Origin of the sequence: Idiomarina ramblicola (assembly GCF_003987255.1) — a bacterium.
GTDB lineage: Bacteria > Pseudomonadota > Gammaproteobacteria > Enterobacterales > Alteromonadaceae > Idiomarina > Idiomarina ramblicola.
The window spans coordinates 33,848-50,986 of record NZ_PIQC01000009.1 but is presented as its reverse complement, the minus strand read 5'-3'; the positions used below and the strand labels follow the sequence as shown (position 1 = coordinate 50,986).

Below are 17,139 nucleotides of genomic sequence, written 5' to 3'. Positions count from 1 at the left end.
CAAGGAGAAGTCAGAATGACGACGGAAGTTACAGAAACCCGCCCACTGAGTCGCTTTACCGAAGAGGCCTACCTAAATTACTCCATGTACGTGATCATGGACAGGGCCTTGCCAAACATTGGTGATGGCTTGAAACCGGTACAGCGTCGTATTGTGTACGCTATGTCGGAGTTGGGTCTGTCAGCGCTCGCGAAGTACAAAAAGTCGGCCCGTACCGTTGGTGATGTGCTGGGTAAATTTCACCCTCATGGCGACAGCGCCTGTTATGAAGCCATGGTACTAATGGCACAACCCTTCACTTATCGTCACCCGTTAGTCGACGGTCAGGGTAACTGGGGCTCTCCGGATGACCCCAAATCTTTTGCTGCGATGCGTTATACCGAAGCTAAGTTATCTAAGTTCAGTGAAGTGCTTCTCAGTGAACTGGGTCAGGGCACTGTCGATTGGATACCGAACTTTGACGGCACCATGAAAGAGCCTCAGGTTTTACCGGCAAGGTTACCCCATATTTTATTGAATGGCGTTACCGGCATTGCGGTTGGTATGGCGACCGATATTCCTCCGCATAATGCCCGTGAAGTGGCTAATGCTTGCGCCATGTTACTTGAAAAGCCGGGTAGTCAGCTTGACGATATTATGGCGGTTTTAAAGGGGCCGGATTATCCGACTGACGCCGAAATTATTACTCCTGCGGAAGACATCACTCGACTTTACGAAACAGGCCGCGGCAGCATTAAGATGCGTGCCTGTTACAGTATTGAAGATGGCGAGATTGTGATTACGGCATTGCCACACCAGGCTTCAGGTGCACGCATATTAGAACAAATAGCGCACCAAATGCAGGCGAAAAAGCTTCCTCTGGTTTCTGACTTGCGTGATGAGTCTGACCATGAAAATCCGACTCGGTTGGTTGTTGTTCCTCGCTCAAATCGAGTTGATACAGAGCAGTTAATGAATCATTTGTTCGCCACAACAGATTTGGAAAAGCAGTACCGGGTTAACCTGAACATTCTGGGCTTAGATGGCCGCCCCAAAGTGAAGCCGCTAGTCGGTATTCTTAAAGAGTGGCTGGAGTTTCGTCAGACTACGGTAACTCGCCGGCTGCAGCATCGCTTAGATAAAGTGCTGGCGCGTTTGCACATTCTGGAAGGTTTACTCATTGCTTATCTTAATATCGATGAAGTGATTGAGATTATCCGTACAGAAGATAAACCCAAAGAAGAGTTGATGAGTCGCTTTGGGTTAACGGATAAGCAAGCCGAAGCTATTCTTGAGTTGAAATTACGCCATTTAGCCAAATTGGAAGAGATGAAGTTAACCGGCGAGCAGGATGAGCTGAATAAAGAACGAGAAAAGCTGCAGACTCTGCTGGGCTCGGATCGTCGTCTGAAGACCTTGATTAAGAAAGAGTTGTTAGCCGATGCTGAAAACTATGGCGATGAGCGTCGTTCACCTATTGTTGAGCGCTCTGAAGCTAAAGCCTTAAGCGAACGCGACTTAACACCTGCCGAAGCCGTCACGGTTGTGCTATCGAAAAAAGGCTGGGTGCGCTCTGCCAAAGGTCATGATATTGAAGGGGATAAACTCAGTTATAAGTCAGGGGACAGCTACCTTGCTTCAGCCGAAGGTAAGAGTAACCAGCCTGTGGTGTTCCTTGATACCTCCGGGAAAAGTTTCTCCTGCGAGGCGCATCTGCTTCCATCGGCACGCAGCCAGGGAGAGCCTCTGACCGGACGCTTCAGCTTAGTTGCTGGTGAAAATGTTGAACATGTTTTAATGGCCAAAGATGAAAGCCACTTGTTGTTGGCATCCGATGCAGGCTACGGCTTCGTTTGTCAATTTAGTGATTTAGTGAGCCGTAATAAAAACGGTAAATCGATTATTTCCTTGCCAACTGGTGCGAAAATACTTCCTCCAAATACTGTGAATAACCTACAACAGGACAAGGTCATCGTTATTTCTAACGAAGGGCGTATGTTGGTCTTCCCGGTTGCTGATTTGCCTCAACTGAGTAAAGGTAAAGGCAATAAGCTGATTAGTATTCCGGCATTAAGGGCTCAGTCTCGCGAGGAATATGTGGTTGCACTGGCAACGGCAGCTGCGGACACAGCGATTACCTTGATTGCGGGTAAGCGCAAACTGACACTAAAACCAGCCGACTTAGAGCATTATTACGGAGAGCGAGGTCGCAGAGGTAATAAGTTGCCACGGGGACTTCAGCGTGTCGACCAGATAGTGGTTGAAGAGAACAAGGATTAATTGAGGAGTTTAGATGTTAGCCTTGTTGCGATGGTTGTTTCTGGGTATTTTTGTTGTTGTGTTTGGTGTGGTTGGCTGTTTTTTTTGCATAATCCGGCCGTTCCATCGCAATAACACTTACCGGTTTGCCCATATTTTTGGTTGGGCAATTCGGGTTTTGGGAATGCGCATAGAAGTCAGTCGTCATCCAGATATAGAAAAAGGTGGTCCGTATGTTTTTATTTGTAACCACCAGAACAGTTGGGAAATTTTTACTATAGCGGCAATGCTGCCGAAGAATACGGTGACGGTAGGCAAAAAGAGCCTGCGCTGGATACCGTTTTTCGGTTGGCTTTATTGGCTGGCAGGAAATATCCTGATTGACAGAAAAAATGCTGGGAAAGCGCACGGAACGATAGGACAAACGGCAGACGCTATAAAGCAACGTGATATCTCTGTGTGGATGTTCCCGGAGGGGACCCGAAGCTATGGACGAGGTTTGTTGCCATTTAAAAATGGTGCCTTTCATACAGCATTTCGGGCTCAGGTTGATGTAGTTCCGGTGTGTGTGTCGGAGCTACACGGAAAAGTCAAAATGAACCGCTGGAATAATGGCGTGTTGAAAGTTGCGTTTCTGGAGCCGGTGAGAATTGCGAATTACCAGCGTGAGAATTTGCGTGAATTGAGCGGTCACTGTCATCAATTAATGAATGACAAAATTAAACAGTTAAACGCAAGTATCGAACAAGAAAAGGATAAGTCATGAGTCGAGATCTTAATGATCTACTTAAACAGAGTGAAGAAACGGTGCAAGCTTTGATGGCTGACGGCGCTGAAACAGAGCTCTTGTATGAAATTGAACACCACTTAGCCAGTCAGGATTTTACCAAGCTGGAGAAAGCAGCGGTTGAACTGGTAAAGCAAGGTTATCATGTTGATGACGCGGATGAGTTCGAAGACGACCGTGGTAAGCGTTGGTTCGCGTTTATGGCGGTCACTGATGCTGAGCTCGACAACGATATTTTAAACCGCCAGGTTCGTGAAATAGCGGCTATTGCTGATGAGTGTGAAGTCGAGTATGACGGTTGGGGAACATTGATTGAAGATGATGAACTTGAAGGCGAAGAATTTGATGACGGAGAGGAATAATCCTCTCCGACTCCGTATGTTATAGACCTTTTTCTTTCATCATACTGCGATACTCACTACCTAAAGACGCTTTTTCCGTTTCGTCTAATACTTTTCCCGCACGCTGGAAAAATCCCTGTTCTTCCTCTTCCAGATGATGCAGAACCTTATGCTTCAAGTTCTTGAAGTGTTGAAGCCACGCAGGAGATGACATTTCAGTTTGCTCAAGTGTTTCAATTAGCTCATCAATTTCATGGTGCTCAGCAATGCCATGACGAGACATCGCTATCGTGTCGTCGTCTTTTATAAGGGGATTGTAGAAGTAACGTTCTTCCGCAGCAGCATGCTGTTCGAGTTGCACTTTTAACTGTTGGTAGTGCTTTTCCCTCTCTGGTGCGTCACCTTCCGTTTCCAATAAAATATCGAGAAGTTGACGCTGCTTGTCATGGTCTACTCGTAGCTCTTCAAAAATAGTCATGCGCTCTCCTTAATCTTAGCGACTCTTTGCTAATACGAGAGCCAGATAGAAATAGATTAGTTAAAAAAAAAGCGCCTGAGTCAAATACTCAGACGCTTTTATCAATCAGCTTTGGTTGATACTGCGTTAAATGGTATTACAGCGCTTTAATTTTCTCCTGCTGCTGCTGTAGCTGTTTGAGCGTTGCCTGAGCTTCTGCCAGCTTTTCACGCTCTTTTGCGATAACGGCTTCAGGTGCTTTACTCACGAAGTTATCGTTACTGAGTTTGCCGTTGAGCCGTTGCCATTCTTTGTCTGCTTTCTCAATTGCTTTTTGCAAACGCTGGAGTTCCGCATCTTTATCAATCAAACCGGCCATGGGAATATGCAGCTTCAGTGTATCGACTAAGGCTGTCATGCTGGCTGGTGCGTCATCGTCGTTATCAATGAACTCGATAGATTCCAGTTTCGCCAGGCTACTTAGAAAGCTTTGGTTATTTTCAATACGAGCCCGGGCCATTGCATCGGCATTTGAGAGCAAGAGAGGAAGAGGTTTATTCGGCGATAAGTCCATCTCACCGCGAATATTACGAATGGCCAGAATAACGCGCTTCAACCATTCCATGTCCTGCATTGCCTGATGACTGACATTGTCCTGAACCTGCGGGAACGGCTGCAGCATAATGGTATCACCCGTATTACCAACCAAAGGTTTCACGCGTTGCCAGATGGTTTCGGTAATGTACGGCATAACCGGGTGTAGCAGGCGCAGTAGCTGCTCCAGAATATTAACCAGCGTGTGGCGGGTACCACGTTGTTTTACTTCAGTACCATTTTGTAGCACCGGCTTAGTGAGCTCCAGATACCAGTCACAGAATTGGTTCCAGGTAAATTCGTAAGCAATAGCCGCTGCCTGGTCAAAACGATAGGTGTCCAGAGCCTGGCGGAAATCTTTAACTGTGCTGTTAAAGCGGGCAATAATCCATTCATCAGCCAACGACAGGGTCATGTCGTCGTTTTCAAGACCACAGTCATGGTCTTCGGTGTTCATCAACACATAGCGGCTGGCGTTCCACAGTTTATTACAGAAATTACGATAGCCTTCCAGGCGTTTCATGTCCCAGTTAATATCACGACCCGTTGAAGCCAGCGCTGTTAATGTAAAGCGCAGTGCATCGGTTCCATGAGCGGTAATACCTTCAGGGAACTCTTTGCGGGTGCGTTTTTCAATTTTCTCGCGCATTTTAGGCTGCATCATATTGGCTGTTCGTTTAGCAACCAGTTCGTCAGCACTAATACCGTCAATCATGTCCAGCGGGTCTAGCACGTTACCTTTAGACTTAGACATTTTCTGGCCTTCCTCGTCGCGAATAAGACCGGTCACGTAGACCTTCTTAAACGGCACTTGCGGCTGGCCTTTTTCGTCTTTCATAAAGTGCATGGTCATCATGATCATGCGGGCAACCCAGAAGAAAATAATGTCAAAACCTGTGACCAGAACATCGGTCGGGTGGAAAGTTTTCAGGTCTTCGGTATTCTTTGGCCAACCGAGAGTAGAAAAGGTCCACAGCGCGGAAGAGAACCAAGTATCCAATACGTCTTCATCTTGCTGCAGCGTTGTATCGCCTAGGTTGTGTTTTTCCCTTACTTCTTCTTCTGTGCGACCAACATAAACATTGCCTTGTTCGTCGTACCACGCCGGAATACGGTGTCCCCACCAAAGCTGACGAGAAATACACCAGTCCTGAATATCACGCATCCAGCTAAAGTACATGTTTTCGTATTGCTTCGGCACGAATTCAATGCGACCGTCTTCAACCGCTTCAGTTGCCTGCTTTGCCATCGGCTCTACGCGGACATACCACTGGTCGGTTAAATGCGGTTCAATAGGAACGCCACCGCGGTCGCCATAAGGTATTTTGTTGGTGTGTTTTTCAGTTTTTTCCAGTAGACCCAGTTGGTCGAATTCGGCAATAAGTTGTTTACGAGCCTCGAAACGCTCTTTACCGGCATACTGTTCGGGCAGTACACCGTTAAACTCGTTCAGCTCGTCAAGCGCTTCACCCGTGCTGGTGTAAAGGCCTGCTGTTGCCATAACATGAGCTGTGTCATCAAAAATTGAAATCATGCCGGTTTGATGGCGCTTGCCAATTTCGTAGTCGTTGAAGTCGTGTGCCGGGGTTACCTTTACGCAACCGGTACCGAATTCACTGTCAACGTGATGGTCGGCGACAATTGGAATGCGGCGATTAACAATCGGTAGTTCAATGTGTTTGCCAACCAAATGCGCAAAGCGCTCGTCGTCCGGATGCACGGCGACACAAACGTCACCTAACATGGTTTCGGGGCGGGTAGTAGCGACCACTAAGTGATCTTTACCATCTTCGGTTTTCTTACCGTCAGCCAGAGGATAACGGAGGTACCAGATAAAGCCCTGTTGTTCTTTATTTTCAACTTCTAAGTCAGAAATGGCAGTTTGCAGCGCAGGGTCCCAGTTGACCAGACGTTTACCACGGTAAATCAGGTTGTCTTCATGGAGCTTAACAAAGACTTCGCGCACTGCATCTGAAAGACCTTCGTCCATCGTGAAGCGTTCGCGGTCCCAGTCAACGGAATCGCCCAGACGGCGCATTTGCTGAGTAATCGTGCCGCCAGATTGTTCTTTCCACTCCCAGATTTTATCGATGAACGCGTCGCGACCAAGCTCCTGACGAGTTTGTCCCTGAGCTGCCAATTGGCGTTCCACAACCATTTGTGTCGCGATGCCAGCGTGGTCAGAACCTACTTGCCAAAGCGTATTAAGGCCATCCATGCGCTGGTACCGGGTGAGCGTATCCATAATAGTGTGCTGGAACGCATGACCCATATGCAGACTGCCGGTAACATTGGGAGGCGGAATCATAATAGAGTAGGAGTCGCCCTTACCTGAAGGCTTGAAATAGCCCTTATCTTCCCATTGTTGGTAGAGATCTTGTTCTATCGCTGCAGGGGAGTATGTTTTATCCATAGTAACCTTACTTCTGTTCGGATGTCAGGGGCTCGGTGCGCATTTGGCAACCGCGCGCTCTGTAATGTTTGTAACGCTCGCGAGCTATCGTCTTGCCACTGTCATCAGCAGGAACGATATCGTATAGCTGTTGGCTTTGCTGAGCTTGAACCGGAATGTCCTCTGCTAGGTTGAAGAGTGCATAGCCGGGACGGTTTTTTACTGCCGTTGCATCGGGCCAGCAAAATTCTACTGGAGCACCGGTAGCGGGACCTTCACCATGTAAGTTATGCGGAATAAACGCATCACTTGGTTGCTGCCATAGCAATTCGTCGAGCGCTTCAGCCTGTTGCTGATTGCGGGCCCAGACCCGCAACTTTTTATGCTTTCGGTATAACTCCGCTATCTTATCGCAGATAAGACGGTTTTGCTCACCTTCAGCTTCGTCCGGCATTAAGAAAAAAGTGGCTGAGGGCATCTTACTCTGCTACCTCGGCGCTGCACCGGTTAATTAAAAACTGCGTTAATAGTGGAACCGGGCGGCCTGTTGAGCCTTTGTCTTTACCACCTTGCCAGGCCGTACCTGCGATATCCATGTGCGCCCAATTGTATTTCTTTGTATAACGGGATAAGAAACAAGCGGCGGTAATGGTACCTGCTTCGCGACCACCAATGTTAGCCATATCTGCAAAAGGGCTGTCCAGCATTGACTGGTACTCATCCCATAGCGGCATACGCCAGGCTTTGTCGCCACTTTGTTGGGCCGCATTTAGAATTTCGTGCGCTAACGGATTATGTTGACTGAGTACGGCTGAAGCATGGCTGCCTAACGCAATAACACAGGCGCCTGTCAGCGTGGCTAAATCAATCACGGATTCTGGCTCGAAGCGCTCGATATAAGTCAGAGTATCGCACAGTACCAATCGACCTTCTGCGTCGGTATTAAGCACTTCAACTGTTTGACCGCTCATCGTCGTCAGGATATCTCCAGGACGGTATGCGTTGCCATCTGGCATGTTCTCACAACCGGCGACCGCACCAATAACGTTAATAGGTAATTGCAATTCGGCCAGGGCCTGCATTGCTCCTAAAACACCGGCTGCGCCGCCCATATCGTATTTCATTTCATCCATATTGGCGGACGGCTTAATGGAAATGCCGCCAGAATCAAATGTCAGGCCTTTACCAACCAGAACAATTGGTGCTTGATCATCGGGGGCGCCTTTATAATGCATTAAAGTAAGCACTGACTCATGCTCTGAACCACGACCAACGGCTAAGTACGCATTCATACCCAGCTTTTCCATTTCGGCTTCTTCAACCGTGGTGACCGTTAAGTTGTCGTAATTGTCGGCCATTAATTTGGCTTGGTCGGCCAGATAGCGAGGTGTGCAAATGTTAGGCGGCATATTCGCTACATTGCGGCAAATATCCATTCCGGTTGCTACCGCTAACGCGTGCTGCACCGCTTGTTCGCCTAAAGCCAGCTCTTTTCGGCTTGGAACATTAAAGACCAGTTTACGCAACGGGCGTCGAGGTTCTTCTTTTTTACTCTTAAGCTCGTTAAAGTTATACAATGTTGCGCGGGCAGCTTCTACTGCCTGACGAACTTTCCAGTAAGTATCGCGACCTTTAACATGCAGTTCACTGAGAAAACAGACGGCTTCCATTGAACCGGTTTCGTTTAATGTGTTCATAGTACGAGCAATAATTTGGCGGTACTGGCGTTCATCAAGCTCGCGCTCTTTACCACAGCCGACCAGCAAAACGCGTTCGGCAAGAATATTGGGGACATGATGTAACAGCAGAACCTGGCCTGATTTGCCTTCAAGGTCTCCGCGGCGCAATAAGTTGCTTAAATAACCATCACTGACTTTGTCTAATTGTTCGGCAACGCCAGACAGACGACGAGGTTCAAACACGCCAACAACGATACAAGCAGAACGTTGTTTTTCCGGATTACCACTTTTGACGCTGAACTCCATGACAGTGCTCCTGTTTCAGGTGGCTTCAATGCCTGCTATAGTTTCGCTATAAAGACACTTTGTTGTTAAAATAACAAGTTTACTTAAAAATCACAGCTATTCCAGTAAAAACCTAAGTTATGAGTGAACACCAGTGCGCATATTCCGATATTTGATCAGTGAAACCTTGAAGTCGCAGCTTGCTGTGCTTTTTATTCTGATGACCATTTTTGTCAGTCAGAAATTTGTCCGTGTGTTGTCGGATGCGTCAGAAGGTGACATTCCCGGTGCTATCATTTTTCAGCTGCTATCGTTGAATCTTCCCGCACTCCTGTCTTTGATCTTACCGCTTAGCCTGTTTTTGGGGATTTTGCTGGCACATGGGCGTATTTACGCTGATAACGAGATGACGGTATTGCATGCCTGTGGGGTCAGTGAGTGGTATGTGACTCGAGTGACGTTGGTATTGTCACTGGTTCTGGCATTGGTAACCGCATCTTTTACTTTATGGTTGGTACCCTGGTCGCTCGACCAAGAGCAAAAACTTGAAGATAAGGCGCGTTCAGAAAGCGGATTAACCGCGCTTATGCCAGGCCGATTCCAACAAGCCAGTAACCAGAAAGCGGTTATCTTTGTGCAGAGTGTCGGCGATGATGGTGATCTGGAAGAAGTTTTCGTTGCACAGCACACTCATAATCAGGGGGAATTACAATCTGGTAGCGTGGTCATGGCAAAAACCGGCCAAGTGATTAGTGAAACGACCGGTTCCCAACGGTTGGAACTAGGGCAGGGAAAACGTTACGCGGGCGATGACGACAGTTATCAGATGATGTCGTTTGACAGTTATCAACTGCAAATTAAGGAGCAACAGGCCAGCGAGCAATTACGGAAGTTAGAAGCCTACCCTACGATTGAATTAATGTCGCAAAGCGAGCCAGCTGCCGTTGCTGAATTACAGTGGCGTATAGCGATTCCTCTGGCAATGCCTCTTTTGACTCTCATTGCCGTGCCGTTAAGCCGAGTTAACCCTCGACAGGGAAAGTTTGGTCGAATGGCACCGGCCTTGCTGATTTATCTGGGATACTTTCTGCTGTTAATGGCTGCTAAATCGGCCATACGTGACGGCGTAATCCCGCCAATTATTGGCTTATGGTGGATACATTTTATTTTGCTGGTTTTCGGATTGGTATTAATAGGTAAAGGACGTCCGGTTGGCTTGAGGCTACTGGCGAATTTACGCTTTGGGTCGGCCCGGGGGCATTAATGTTTAGTATATTAGATAAATACATTGGTCTGGCCGTTTTACGAACATCGCTCTTAAGTTTGGCTGTGCTGACCGGTCTGTCGTCGTTAATTCGTTTTGTGGAACAATTAAAATCTGTCGGCCGGGGTGATTACGACGTCATGGATGCGGCGTTATTCGTGTTTTACAGCCTGCCACGAGATGTGGAAACTTTTTTCCCTATGGCGGCTTTACTTGGAGGGTTGATTGGTGTCGGTATGTTGGCCAGTAACTCCGAGTTGGTGGTTATGATGGCAGCCGGGCGATCTCGGCTGAATATCATTGGTGCTGTAATGAAATCGGCGATAATTATGATGATAGCGGTTATGGCCATTGGTGAGTGGATTGCTCCGCCAATGGAAACCCAGGGCCGGGCTATTCGCTCCCAGGCAATTTCAGGCGGTAGTTTAATTTCCGCTCAACAAGGTGTTTGGGCAAAAGATGGCTCTGACTTTATTAATATTGGTGAGGTTGAAGACACGGGACGTCTGAATGATGTGCTGATTTATGATTTTAACGACAATCGTGAATTGCAGCAGGTAACTTATGCTCGTACGGCGAGCTTTAGTGGTGATAAATGGCGCATGCAACAGGTTACGGTAACTAAGCTGACCGATAACCGTATGCTGCGTGACGAAAAGCAGGGGATGGTTTGGCAGTCGAGTCTGACGCCCGATAAACTGGGTGTTGTAACGATAAAACCAGAGTCCCTTTCTATTACTGGACTGTTAGATTACCTGACCTATCTGGAGAGTAATCAGCAATCAGCAGAGCGCTATGAGCTGGCTTTATGGCGCAAGTTGTTCGCGCCAATAACCGTCGCCGTCATGCTGTTAGTGGCGTTGTCATTTATTTTTGGACCGCTGCGTTCCACCACGATGGGTGCAAGAGTGTTACTGGGGGTCATTACCGGCTTTGGTTTCCATGTCAGTAATGAAATCTTCGGACCGCTGGCGCAGGTTTATCAAATTCCAGCAATTTTAGGTGCCTTGTTACCGAGCATTCTTTTTGCCGGTATCGCGGTTTATTTTATGCGGGGGCGTACGGCCTGATATCAGGCCGTCAATAAAGTTACAGCTCATTCCAGTAAAATAGCTGGTTCGCTTCTTTTGATAAAGTAACGACTTCGGTTTGTGCAGCGTAATCCTGCCAGGCGCGCCTGTTTTTGACGTCCACCAAAACCCAAAGGTTTCCTAAACCTGCACAACAGGTGAGTAACCTGATAAAAACTTGACGGCTGGTTAAGCGAGAGCCGTCATAGTTCTGAAGTTTTAAGCGCCACGCACGCATGCCCAACGTTTGTCCTGACCGTTTCCAGAACCAACCAAAAAATGCCGCAACAACGGTTATAAGATAGAGGCTGTACCAAGGGCCTTGAGCTAGCCAAGCCGCGTGATCCATCCCTTCCGGTAAGACAAGCCAGCTGAAAGTTGTTAGCAGTGCGGCGAAAAGTAACGCCAACGCAGAAGCCAACATAATAATAGCAACGGCAACCAGAAAGTCGTAAACCCAGGAAACAAAACGTCTTGGGAAACTTGCGCTGGGGAAGCTGGCGTGAAGTTTTTGTGCTTCAGAACTCATGCGAAACTCATTTCAATCAATCGTAATGTGATCATACCATGGGCTAACCAGTCTGGCAGCAATCTCAGTTGTACAAGGAATCAGCAGTTAGGCCGTTTCGATTCAATTTTCTTGAATTATCGCTTGATTAGCGAAAGTTCACGGGTATAATCCCGTTCCGTTACCTTATTGCGTAACGCATTCACCTTATCTGGCATGGCGCTGTGGTGGAATTGGTAGACACGCCTGATTCAAAATCAGGTTCCTTCTGGGAGTGACGGTTCAAGTCCGTCCAGCGCCACCAAGTAATGCCCCCCTTCAACATTGAAATGCCAGAAGCACAAATGTACTTCTGACAGAGTCTTTTTTAGTCAATAACCTCTTTATGGTTGACCGCTGAGAGGATTTCGGCAAACGATGACGGTAAATGAAACACATTGACCGATTCACCGGTAAGCTGGGCAATCCTTAGCGATGATATGACGCCAAACACTTCTTCCTGATTGATAACAATAAGGAAGTCTCGTCCGCTAGCTTTAAGTGTTGCCGCAACGTCTCCGATTCGGGATTTCCGGAGGTTGCTCAATTCAACTTGAGGCAAAGCTGACAACGGCATCATAAGTTCTTTAACTGTCAGCTCTTTCCAGTTGGTTTGAGTGCGTGTAGCGACTTGAGTTGCTTTTCTACCGTGAAGTTCTCTAAGAGCAACTAACCCTATCATTTTATCGCTACTATCTTTCACGCAGGCATACCGTCTGGCCGTTTTCGACATGGCCGATTCGGCATCGCTGACTAACGTACTTTCCGGCAGTTCAACGGCAGACAATGTTTTGAAGTCATCCATCACATGAAGGGCATTATCGTGCCAACTTAATGTGTCGCTGGACTGACTTGCGTGATGAATGGCTACTTTATCGGCTGCAGAAGACCATTGAATTTCTTTAAACTCACTCATGACAAACTCCTTTAAAAATATAAGAAATAGAAAATTTTTAAAGGTGCGTCGGGGGGCCGCGAACGAGATGCCAGTTCCATTTAGCAGTGAACGGATTGGTTTTGCTTAAAAATCGTAGGGATAAAGCTAGAGCTCTCTGAACAGAGTACGATGAAATATCAATCGTTTTATCGAGTTCTGGTTCATCAGCCTGAGATTCAGAAACGGATGATGAAAGAGTGACAACGAAGACGGCCTCGGGCTTTTGCTGAGCCGATAGCTGTTTATCATTATTGCCGGTTGAGGCTGGGTATGCTGATGCGCTAAAAGTAACAAATAATAAGCACAGCAACGCCTGATGCCACCAGCTTGGGTGCCATTGACGTTGACTGAGGTTATTTGTTTGTGTCTGCATTTTAGCTCTTAGTTTGTACCCACTTAAGTCTGTAAATTAGTGTATATGAAAGAGTCGGACAACTCATTTTTTATCAATTAAATAAGATATGGGTACCTTTTGCTCAAAATACAAGCAAAGCACTGACATTATTAACTTCAACACGTATACTGTCCCCCATCGGTCTTTCTTAACCGTGCAACTACAATAGGATTCTATGTCAGATAATCAACAGAACAACAATACGCCAGAATATGAAGTTGAAATTCCTGGCCGTGAGCAATTGCTGGAGCTTGTTACGTCAAATAATAAGCCCGTTCACTTTGATGAGTTTATTCGTCACTTTGGCTTAGACGATGAACGCCAGGCTGTTGGCTTAAAAAGACGCTTGCGTGCGATGGAGCGAGACGGGCAGCTAATATACAGTAAAGCGAATGCTTATGGTTTGCCTGAGCGTATGGACTTGATTAAAGGTCGTGTTATTGGTCATAAAGACGGTTTTGGTTTTTGTCAGACGGAAGACGGCGGTAAAGATCTTTTTATTCCACATCATCAAATGTACTCAGTGTTACATGGCGATAAAGTGCTGGTTAAGACAAGCGGCAAAGATAGCCGTGGGCGCACTGAAGGGCGTATCGTACGAGTAACCGAACCTCGAGACAGCAATATTGTCGGGCGTTACTTTGTAGAACACGGTTTAGGTATTGTGGTTCCCGATGATGGTCGAATTAGCCAGGATATTTTGATTCCGGATGCCGATAAGAATGGTGCGCGTCATGGCCAGCTCGTGGTTGTTGAAATTACCCGTAGACCAAGTCGCCGTACCAGCCCAATTGGCCGAGTAAGCGAGGTGCTGGGTGAGCACATGGCTCCGGGTATGGAAATTCAGGTAGCGATACGTGAACACGATATCCCCACCGAATGGCCAACTGAAGTTGATGAAGAGCTGAAAAAGTATAGCGAAGAAGTACCGGCAGAAGCCTATGAAGGCCGTAAAGACTTGCGTGATCTGCCTCTTATCACTATCGATGGTGAAGATTCCCGCGACTTTGACGACGCCGTTTGTTGTGTGCAGGAAGAGAAAGGCTGGCGCCTGTGGGTGGCTATTGCTGATGTGTCTTATTACGTGCGACCCGAAACGGTTCTGGATAAAGCAGCAACTGAGCGTGGTAATTCGGTTTATTTCCCTAGCAATGTCATTCCGATGCTGCCGGAAAAGCTTTCTAATGGCTTATGTTCATTGAATCCTGATGTTGACCGTCTTTGTATGGTTGCAGAAATGGAGTTAGGACCTCGGGGTAAGCTGAAATCGACGCGGTTTTATCCGGCAGTGATGAAAAGCCACGCGCGACTGACTTACAATAAAGTTAAGAAACTGCTTGATGGTGATGAAGAATTGCAACAGCAATATCAGCATGTCATGGATAATGTACAAGAGCTGGAGCGACTTTATAACGCGTTAAGCGCAGCGCGTAAGCGTCGCTCTGCTATTGAGTTTGATACTCAGGAAACCCGCTTTATTTTTAACGCCGAGCGTAAAATTGAAAGTATCGAGCCGGTTAAACGCCATGTTGCTCATAAAATCATCGAAGAGTGCATGATTATGGCGAACGTGGCCTCTGCTCAGCTTATCGAATCCGACAAAGAAATTGGCGCGTTATTCCGTGTGCATGAGACGCCGGCGGATGAACGACTGAACAACTTCCGCAGCTTCCTCGGTGAACTAGGCCTGAACCTCGAAGGCGGTGATGAGCCATCTCCAAAGGACTATGCCGCGCTGCTTGAGCAAGTTAAAGATCGCCAGGATCATGAATTAATTGAAACGATGCTTCTGCGTTCTATGCAGCAAGCGGTTTATCAGCCGGAGAATAAAGGCCACTTTGGGTTAGCATTAAAATCTTATGCACATTTCACTTCACCTATCCGACGTTACCCTGATCTGATTCTACATCGTGCGATAAAAGCAATTTTACGTAAGAAAAAAGGTGAAGAAAAAGGGCTAGTTGGCGCATGGGCGTACTCAGAGAAGCAGTTAGATGAACTGGGCGTTCATACCTCAATGACTGAACGCCGTGCCGACGATGCGACCCGTCAGGTTGACGAGTGGCTGAAGTGTGAGTTTATGCTTGATCATGTCGGCATGGAGTTTGAGGGTATTATTTCCTCAGTCACTAACTTTGGTCTGTTTGTGCGCTTGAGTGACTATCAAATCGACGGACTGGTTCACATCAGTAACCTCGATAACGATTATTACCACTTCGATCAACAAAAGGGGATGTTGGTAGGCGAAAACAGCAACAGCGTTTTCCGTCTGGGCGACAATGTCAAAGTCAAAGTGAAAGACGTCAACCTTGATGATCGAAAAATTGATTTAACTTTACTTGAGGCGACAAGTCCAGGTGGCAAGAAACGTAATATGCCAGCCAAAGGCTCAGGTAAAGGGAAAAGGAAAGGACAGCCTCGGGGTAAAGGCGGTCAAAGAAAAAATGCCAACCGCGGTGGTAAAGGACGTAGTAAGTCATGAGCCAGAAAGTGACGGTGTTCGGCCTGCACGCAGTGCGGGCAATACTAAAAAATCACCCAGATCGCTTGGTTGAGTTGTATGTTTCTAAAGAGCGTCAGGATGACTCGGTTCGAGATATTGTCAATCAATGTCATTCAGCGGGAGTCAGGCCTCAGTGGGTACCAAAGCAAGCGTTAGAAAAACGAGCTGAGGGTGGTAATCACCAAGGTGTGGTAGCGACAGTGCATTCACCACCTACCTTAACTGAGCATGATTTACCTAAGCTGCTGGAGCAAAGTCAACAAGCCGGGTTGTTTTTAATACTTGACGGCGTGACCGATCCGCATAATTTAGGAGCCTGCCTGCGTACTGCAGATGCGGCTGGCGTTACAGGCGTTATCGTTCCGAAAGATAAGTCTGCACAGATCACGCCGACAGTGCGGAAGGTCGCATCGGGCGCAGCTGAAAATGTGCCTTTGATAGTTGTTACTAACTTAGCCCGGGCTCTGAGGGATTTACAGGAGTTAGGGGTTTGGGTGTACGGTACGGCGGGAGAGGCAACTCAGTCCGTTTATGATGTTGATTACAGAGGGCCTATAGCTCTGGTTATGGGAGCGGAAGGTAAAGGCATGAGACGTCTTACTCGCGAAACTTGTGATGATTTAGTATCCATCCCTTTAGCCGGCAGTGTCAGCAGTTTGAATGTGTCTGTAGCCAGTGGCGTCTGTTTATTCGAGGTTGTCAGACAACGAAATGGATCTTAAACGTCGGCTTTTACCCATTGCTATTGCTTTGGCAATGGTCGCTGTTTTATTTGTTAGTTGGACGCCGAACTGGGAGTCACCAACTTGGCTTCGTTCTGAAAAGCCTTATGTCGCTTTTCAATTTGAATTGGAAGGTGATGCTACAAAGTCGGTAGAAAATTTGGCGTTTGATATCAGTAACCGATTGGATGTGAGGCACGAATGGCACCGGGTCGACGATGGTGCCGCTGAATGGCAGGTTACTTTGGTGTTTCGGGAACAGCAGGATGCGGTGCAAATTGACACCACCGTGAAACGCCAGAAACAGGTTGTAGACCACATCGTTGTGCGCGGAGAAAAGGCTGTAGCTAACGAATTAGCCGACCGAGTCGTCGCGTTACTCAGTTCCCGCATTGAAAAGGCCCACAAAAACGCCGATTAATTTGCAATTGGCGTTCATTTTCGTTAGTATCGCGCGGCTTAAATCAGCCATATTCTCATTTTACTGAATGTGTTCCTTGCTTCTATGTTAGTGCGGCTGAGCTAAACTGAGGCTATACGAACCAAAAGGAAACTGTAATGCGTCATTACGAAATCGTATTTATGGTCCACCCGGACCAAAGCGAGCAAGTACCTGGCATGATCGAGCGCTACAGCGAAACGATCAAGCAAGGTGGTGGTGAAATCCATCGTTTAGAAGACTGGGGCCGTCGTCAATTGGCTTACCCAATCAACAAACTGCATAAAGCGCACTATGTGTTGTTGAACATTGAAGCGACTGCAGAAGTTGTGGAAGAGCTGGAAACTGCATTCCGTTTTAACGATGCAGTCTTACGCAACATGATCATGCGTAAGAAAGAAGCTATTACAGAGCCTTCGCCGCTGACTAAGCCGAAGGAAGATCGTAAAGGTGACAGTGAAGCCGCGTAAGCTGGCTGACTTTCTATAAC

At 47.3% G+C, this 17,139-nt stretch carries 16 protein-coding genes and 1 tRNA gene; 10 read left to right on the top strand and 7 right to left on the bottom strand.

Annotated features, from left to right (window positions below):
• The first annotated feature begins 15 nt into the window (after positions 1-15).
• The 3 genes from parC to rraB are packed head-to-tail and all read left to right on the top strand — an operon-like array spanning position 16 to position 3,387.
• Positions 16-2,259 (top strand): DNA topoisomerase IV subunit A, encoded by a 2,244-nt coding sequence (gene parC, locus CWI78_RS11750; RefSeq protein ID WP_126782985.1) that lies wholly within the window; start codon positions 16-18, stop codon positions 2,257-2,259.
• Positions 2,260-2,272: 13 nt separating this feature from the next.
• Positions 2,273-3,004, top strand: coding sequence for a 1-acylglycerol-3-phosphate O-acyltransferase (locus CWI78_RS11745; protein WP_126782984.1), 732 nt, complete (start codon positions 2,273-2,275; stop codon positions 3,002-3,004).
• Entirely contained in the window at positions 3,001-3,387 is a 387-nt protein-coding gene (rraB, locus tag CWI78_RS11740; protein ID WP_126782983.1) for a ribonuclease E inhibitor RraB, read from the top strand. The genes CWI78_RS11745 and rraB overlap by 4 nt, the downstream gene beginning before the upstream one ends.
• 19 nt (positions 3,388-3,406) lie before the next feature.
• Here the strand turns inward: rraB and CWI78_RS11735 are convergent, their stop codons facing one another.
• From CWI78_RS11735 to pepA, 4 genes are all read right to left on the bottom strand, one after another.
• The gene (locus CWI78_RS11735) at positions 3,407-3,844 is read right to left on the bottom strand and encodes a hemerythrin domain-containing protein (RefSeq protein ID WP_126782982.1); all 438 of its coding nucleotides are present in this window, start codon (positions 3,842-3,844) and stop codon (positions 3,407-3,409) included.
• A 136-nt stretch (positions 3,845-3,980) separates the two neighbouring features.
• The gene (locus tag CWI78_RS11730; protein ID WP_126782981.1) at positions 3,981-6,830 is read right to left on the bottom strand and encodes a valine--tRNA ligase; all 2,850 of its coding nucleotides are present in this window, start codon (positions 6,828-6,830) and stop codon (positions 3,981-3,983) included.
• A 7-nt stretch (positions 6,831-6,837) separates the two neighbouring features.
• Positions 6,838-7,287: a DNA polymerase III subunit chi gene (locus CWI78_RS11725; protein WP_126782980.1), complete on the bottom strand. Its 450-nt coding sequence runs from the start codon at positions 7,285-7,287 to the stop codon at positions 6,838-6,840.
• A 1-nt stretch (position 7,288) separates the two neighbouring features.
• Positions 7,289-8,794, bottom strand: a complete 1,506-nt coding sequence (gene pepA, locus CWI78_RS11720; RefSeq protein ID WP_126782979.1) for a leucyl aminopeptidase — start codon at positions 8,792-8,794, stop codon at positions 7,289-7,291.
• Positions 8,795-8,927: 133 nt separating this feature from the next.
• On the opposite strand from pepA, the gene lptF reads away from it, so the two are divergent.
• Together lptF and lptG are read left to right on the top strand one after the other, a co-directional pair.
• Positions 8,928-10,037 carry an LPS export ABC transporter permease LptF gene (lptF, locus tag CWI78_RS11715; protein WP_208642053.1) on the top strand — a complete coding sequence of 370 codons (1,110 nt, stop codon included), beginning with the start codon at positions 8,928-8,930 and terminating at the stop codon, positions 10,035-10,037.
• On the top strand, positions 10,037-11,107 hold the full coding sequence (gene lptG, locus CWI78_RS11710) for an LPS export ABC transporter permease LptG (protein WP_126782978.1): 1,071 nt from the start codon (positions 10,037-10,039) through the stop codon (positions 11,105-11,107). The genes lptF and lptG overlap by 1 nt, the downstream gene beginning before the upstream one ends.
• A 19-nt stretch (positions 11,108-11,126) precedes the next feature.
• Here lptG and CWI78_RS11705 read toward each other — a convergent pair whose 3' ends face one another.
• Positions 11,127-11,636 (bottom strand): RDD family protein, encoded by a 510-nt coding sequence (locus tag CWI78_RS11705; protein WP_126782977.1) that lies wholly within the window; start codon positions 11,634-11,636, stop codon positions 11,127-11,129.
• A 197-nt stretch (positions 11,637-11,833) separates the two neighbouring features.
• Here CWI78_RS11705 and CWI78_RS11700 point away from each other — a divergent pair.
• Positions 11,834-11,919, top strand: a tRNA-Leu gene (locus tag CWI78_RS11700).
• A gap of 63 nt (positions 11,920-11,982) precedes the next feature.
• On the opposite strand, the gene CWI78_RS11695 is transcribed toward CWI78_RS11700, so the two are convergent.
• Complete coding sequence (locus CWI78_RS11695; RefSeq protein WP_126782976.1) at positions 11,983-12,570, bottom strand: CBS domain-containing protein; 588 nt, start codon at positions 12,568-12,570, stop codon at positions 11,983-11,985.
• Positions 12,571-12,607: 37 nt separating this feature from the next.
• Positions 12,608-12,964: a hypothetical protein gene (locus tag CWI78_RS11690; RefSeq protein WP_126782975.1), complete on the bottom strand. Its 357-nt coding sequence runs from the start codon at positions 12,962-12,964 to the stop codon at positions 12,608-12,610.
• A 196-nt stretch (positions 12,965-13,160) separates the two neighbouring features.
• Between CWI78_RS11690 and rnr the strand changes: the two genes are divergently transcribed.
• The 4 genes from rnr (at position 13,161) to rpsF (ending at position 17,119) form a co-directional block, all read left to right on the top strand.
• A complete protein-coding gene (rnr, locus tag CWI78_RS11685; protein WP_126782974.1) occupies positions 13,161-15,467 on the top strand; it encodes a ribonuclease R in 2,307 nt (768 codons plus the stop codon).
• Positions 15,464-16,210, top strand: a complete 747-nt coding sequence (rlmB, locus tag CWI78_RS11680; protein ID WP_126782973.1) for a 23S rRNA (guanosine(2251)-2'-O)-methyltransferase RlmB — start codon at positions 15,464-15,466, stop codon at positions 16,208-16,210. Before rnr ends, rlmB begins: the two co-directional genes overlap by 4 nt.
• The gene (locus CWI78_RS11675) at positions 16,200-16,631 is read left to right on the top strand and encodes a signaling protein (RefSeq protein WP_126782972.1); all 432 of its coding nucleotides are present in this window, start codon (positions 16,200-16,202) and stop codon (positions 16,629-16,631) included. The genes rlmB and CWI78_RS11675 overlap by 11 nt, the downstream gene beginning before the upstream one ends.
• 137 nt (positions 16,632-16,768) lie before the next feature.
• Positions 16,769-17,119: a 30S ribosomal protein S6 gene (rpsF, locus tag CWI78_RS11670; protein WP_126782971.1), complete on the top strand. Its 351-nt coding sequence runs from the start codon at positions 16,769-16,771 to the stop codon at positions 17,117-17,119.
• Positions 17,120-17,139 lie beyond the last annotated feature (20 nt).

Excerpts from the sequence above, each read along its gene's own strand:
- parC (WP_126782985.1), top strand. The coding sequence starts at position 16 with ATGACGACGGAAGTTACAGAAACCCGCCCACTGAGTCGCTTTACCGAA.
- CWI78_RS11745 (WP_126782984.1), top strand. The coding sequence starts at position 2,273 with ATGTTAGCCTTGTTGCGATGGTTGTTTCTGGGTATTTTTGTTGTTGTG.
- rraB (WP_126782983.1), top strand. The coding sequence starts at position 3,001 with ATGAGTCGAGATCTTAATGATCTACTTAAACAGAGTGAAGAAACGGTG.
- CWI78_RS11735 (WP_126782982.1), bottom strand. The coding sequence starts at position 3,844 with ATGACTATTTTTGAAGAGCTACGAGTAGACCATGACAAGCAGCGTCAA.
- CWI78_RS11730 (WP_126782981.1), bottom strand. The coding sequence starts at position 6,830 with ATGGATAAAACATACTCCCCTGCAGCGATAGAACAAGATCTCTACCAA.
- CWI78_RS11725 (WP_126782980.1), bottom strand. The coding sequence starts at position 7,287 with ATGCCCTCAGCCACTTTTTTCTTAATGCCGGACGAAGCTGAAGGTGAG.
- pepA (WP_126782979.1), bottom strand. The coding sequence starts at position 8,794 with ATGGAGTTCAGCGTCAAAAGTGGTAATCCGGAAAAACAACGTTCTGCT.
- lptG (WP_126782978.1), top strand. The coding sequence starts at position 10,037 with ATGTTTAGTATATTAGATAAATACATTGGTCTGGCCGTTTTACGAACA.
- CWI78_RS11705 (WP_126782977.1), bottom strand. The coding sequence starts at position 11,636 with ATGAGTTCTGAAGCACAAAAACTTCACGCCAGCTTCCCCAGCGCAAGT.
- CWI78_RS11695 (WP_126782976.1), bottom strand. The coding sequence starts at position 12,570 with ATGAGTGAGTTTAAAGAAATTCAATGGTCTTCTGCAGCCGATAAAGTA.
- CWI78_RS11690 (WP_126782975.1), bottom strand. The coding sequence starts at position 12,964 with ATGCAGACACAAACAAATAACCTCAGTCAACGTCAATGGCACCCAAGC.
- rnr (WP_126782974.1), top strand. The coding sequence starts at position 13,161 with ATGTCAGATAATCAACAGAACAACAATACGCCAGAATATGAAGTTGAA.
- rlmB (WP_126782973.1), top strand. The coding sequence starts at position 15,464 with ATGAGCCAGAAAGTGACGGTGTTCGGCCTGCACGCAGTGCGGGCAATA.
- CWI78_RS11675 (WP_126782972.1), top strand. The coding sequence starts at position 16,200 with ATGGATCTTAAACGTCGGCTTTTACCCATTGCTATTGCTTTGGCAATG.
- rpsF (WP_126782971.1), top strand. The coding sequence starts at position 16,769 with ATGCGTCATTACGAAATCGTATTTATGGTCCACCCGGACCAAAGCGAG.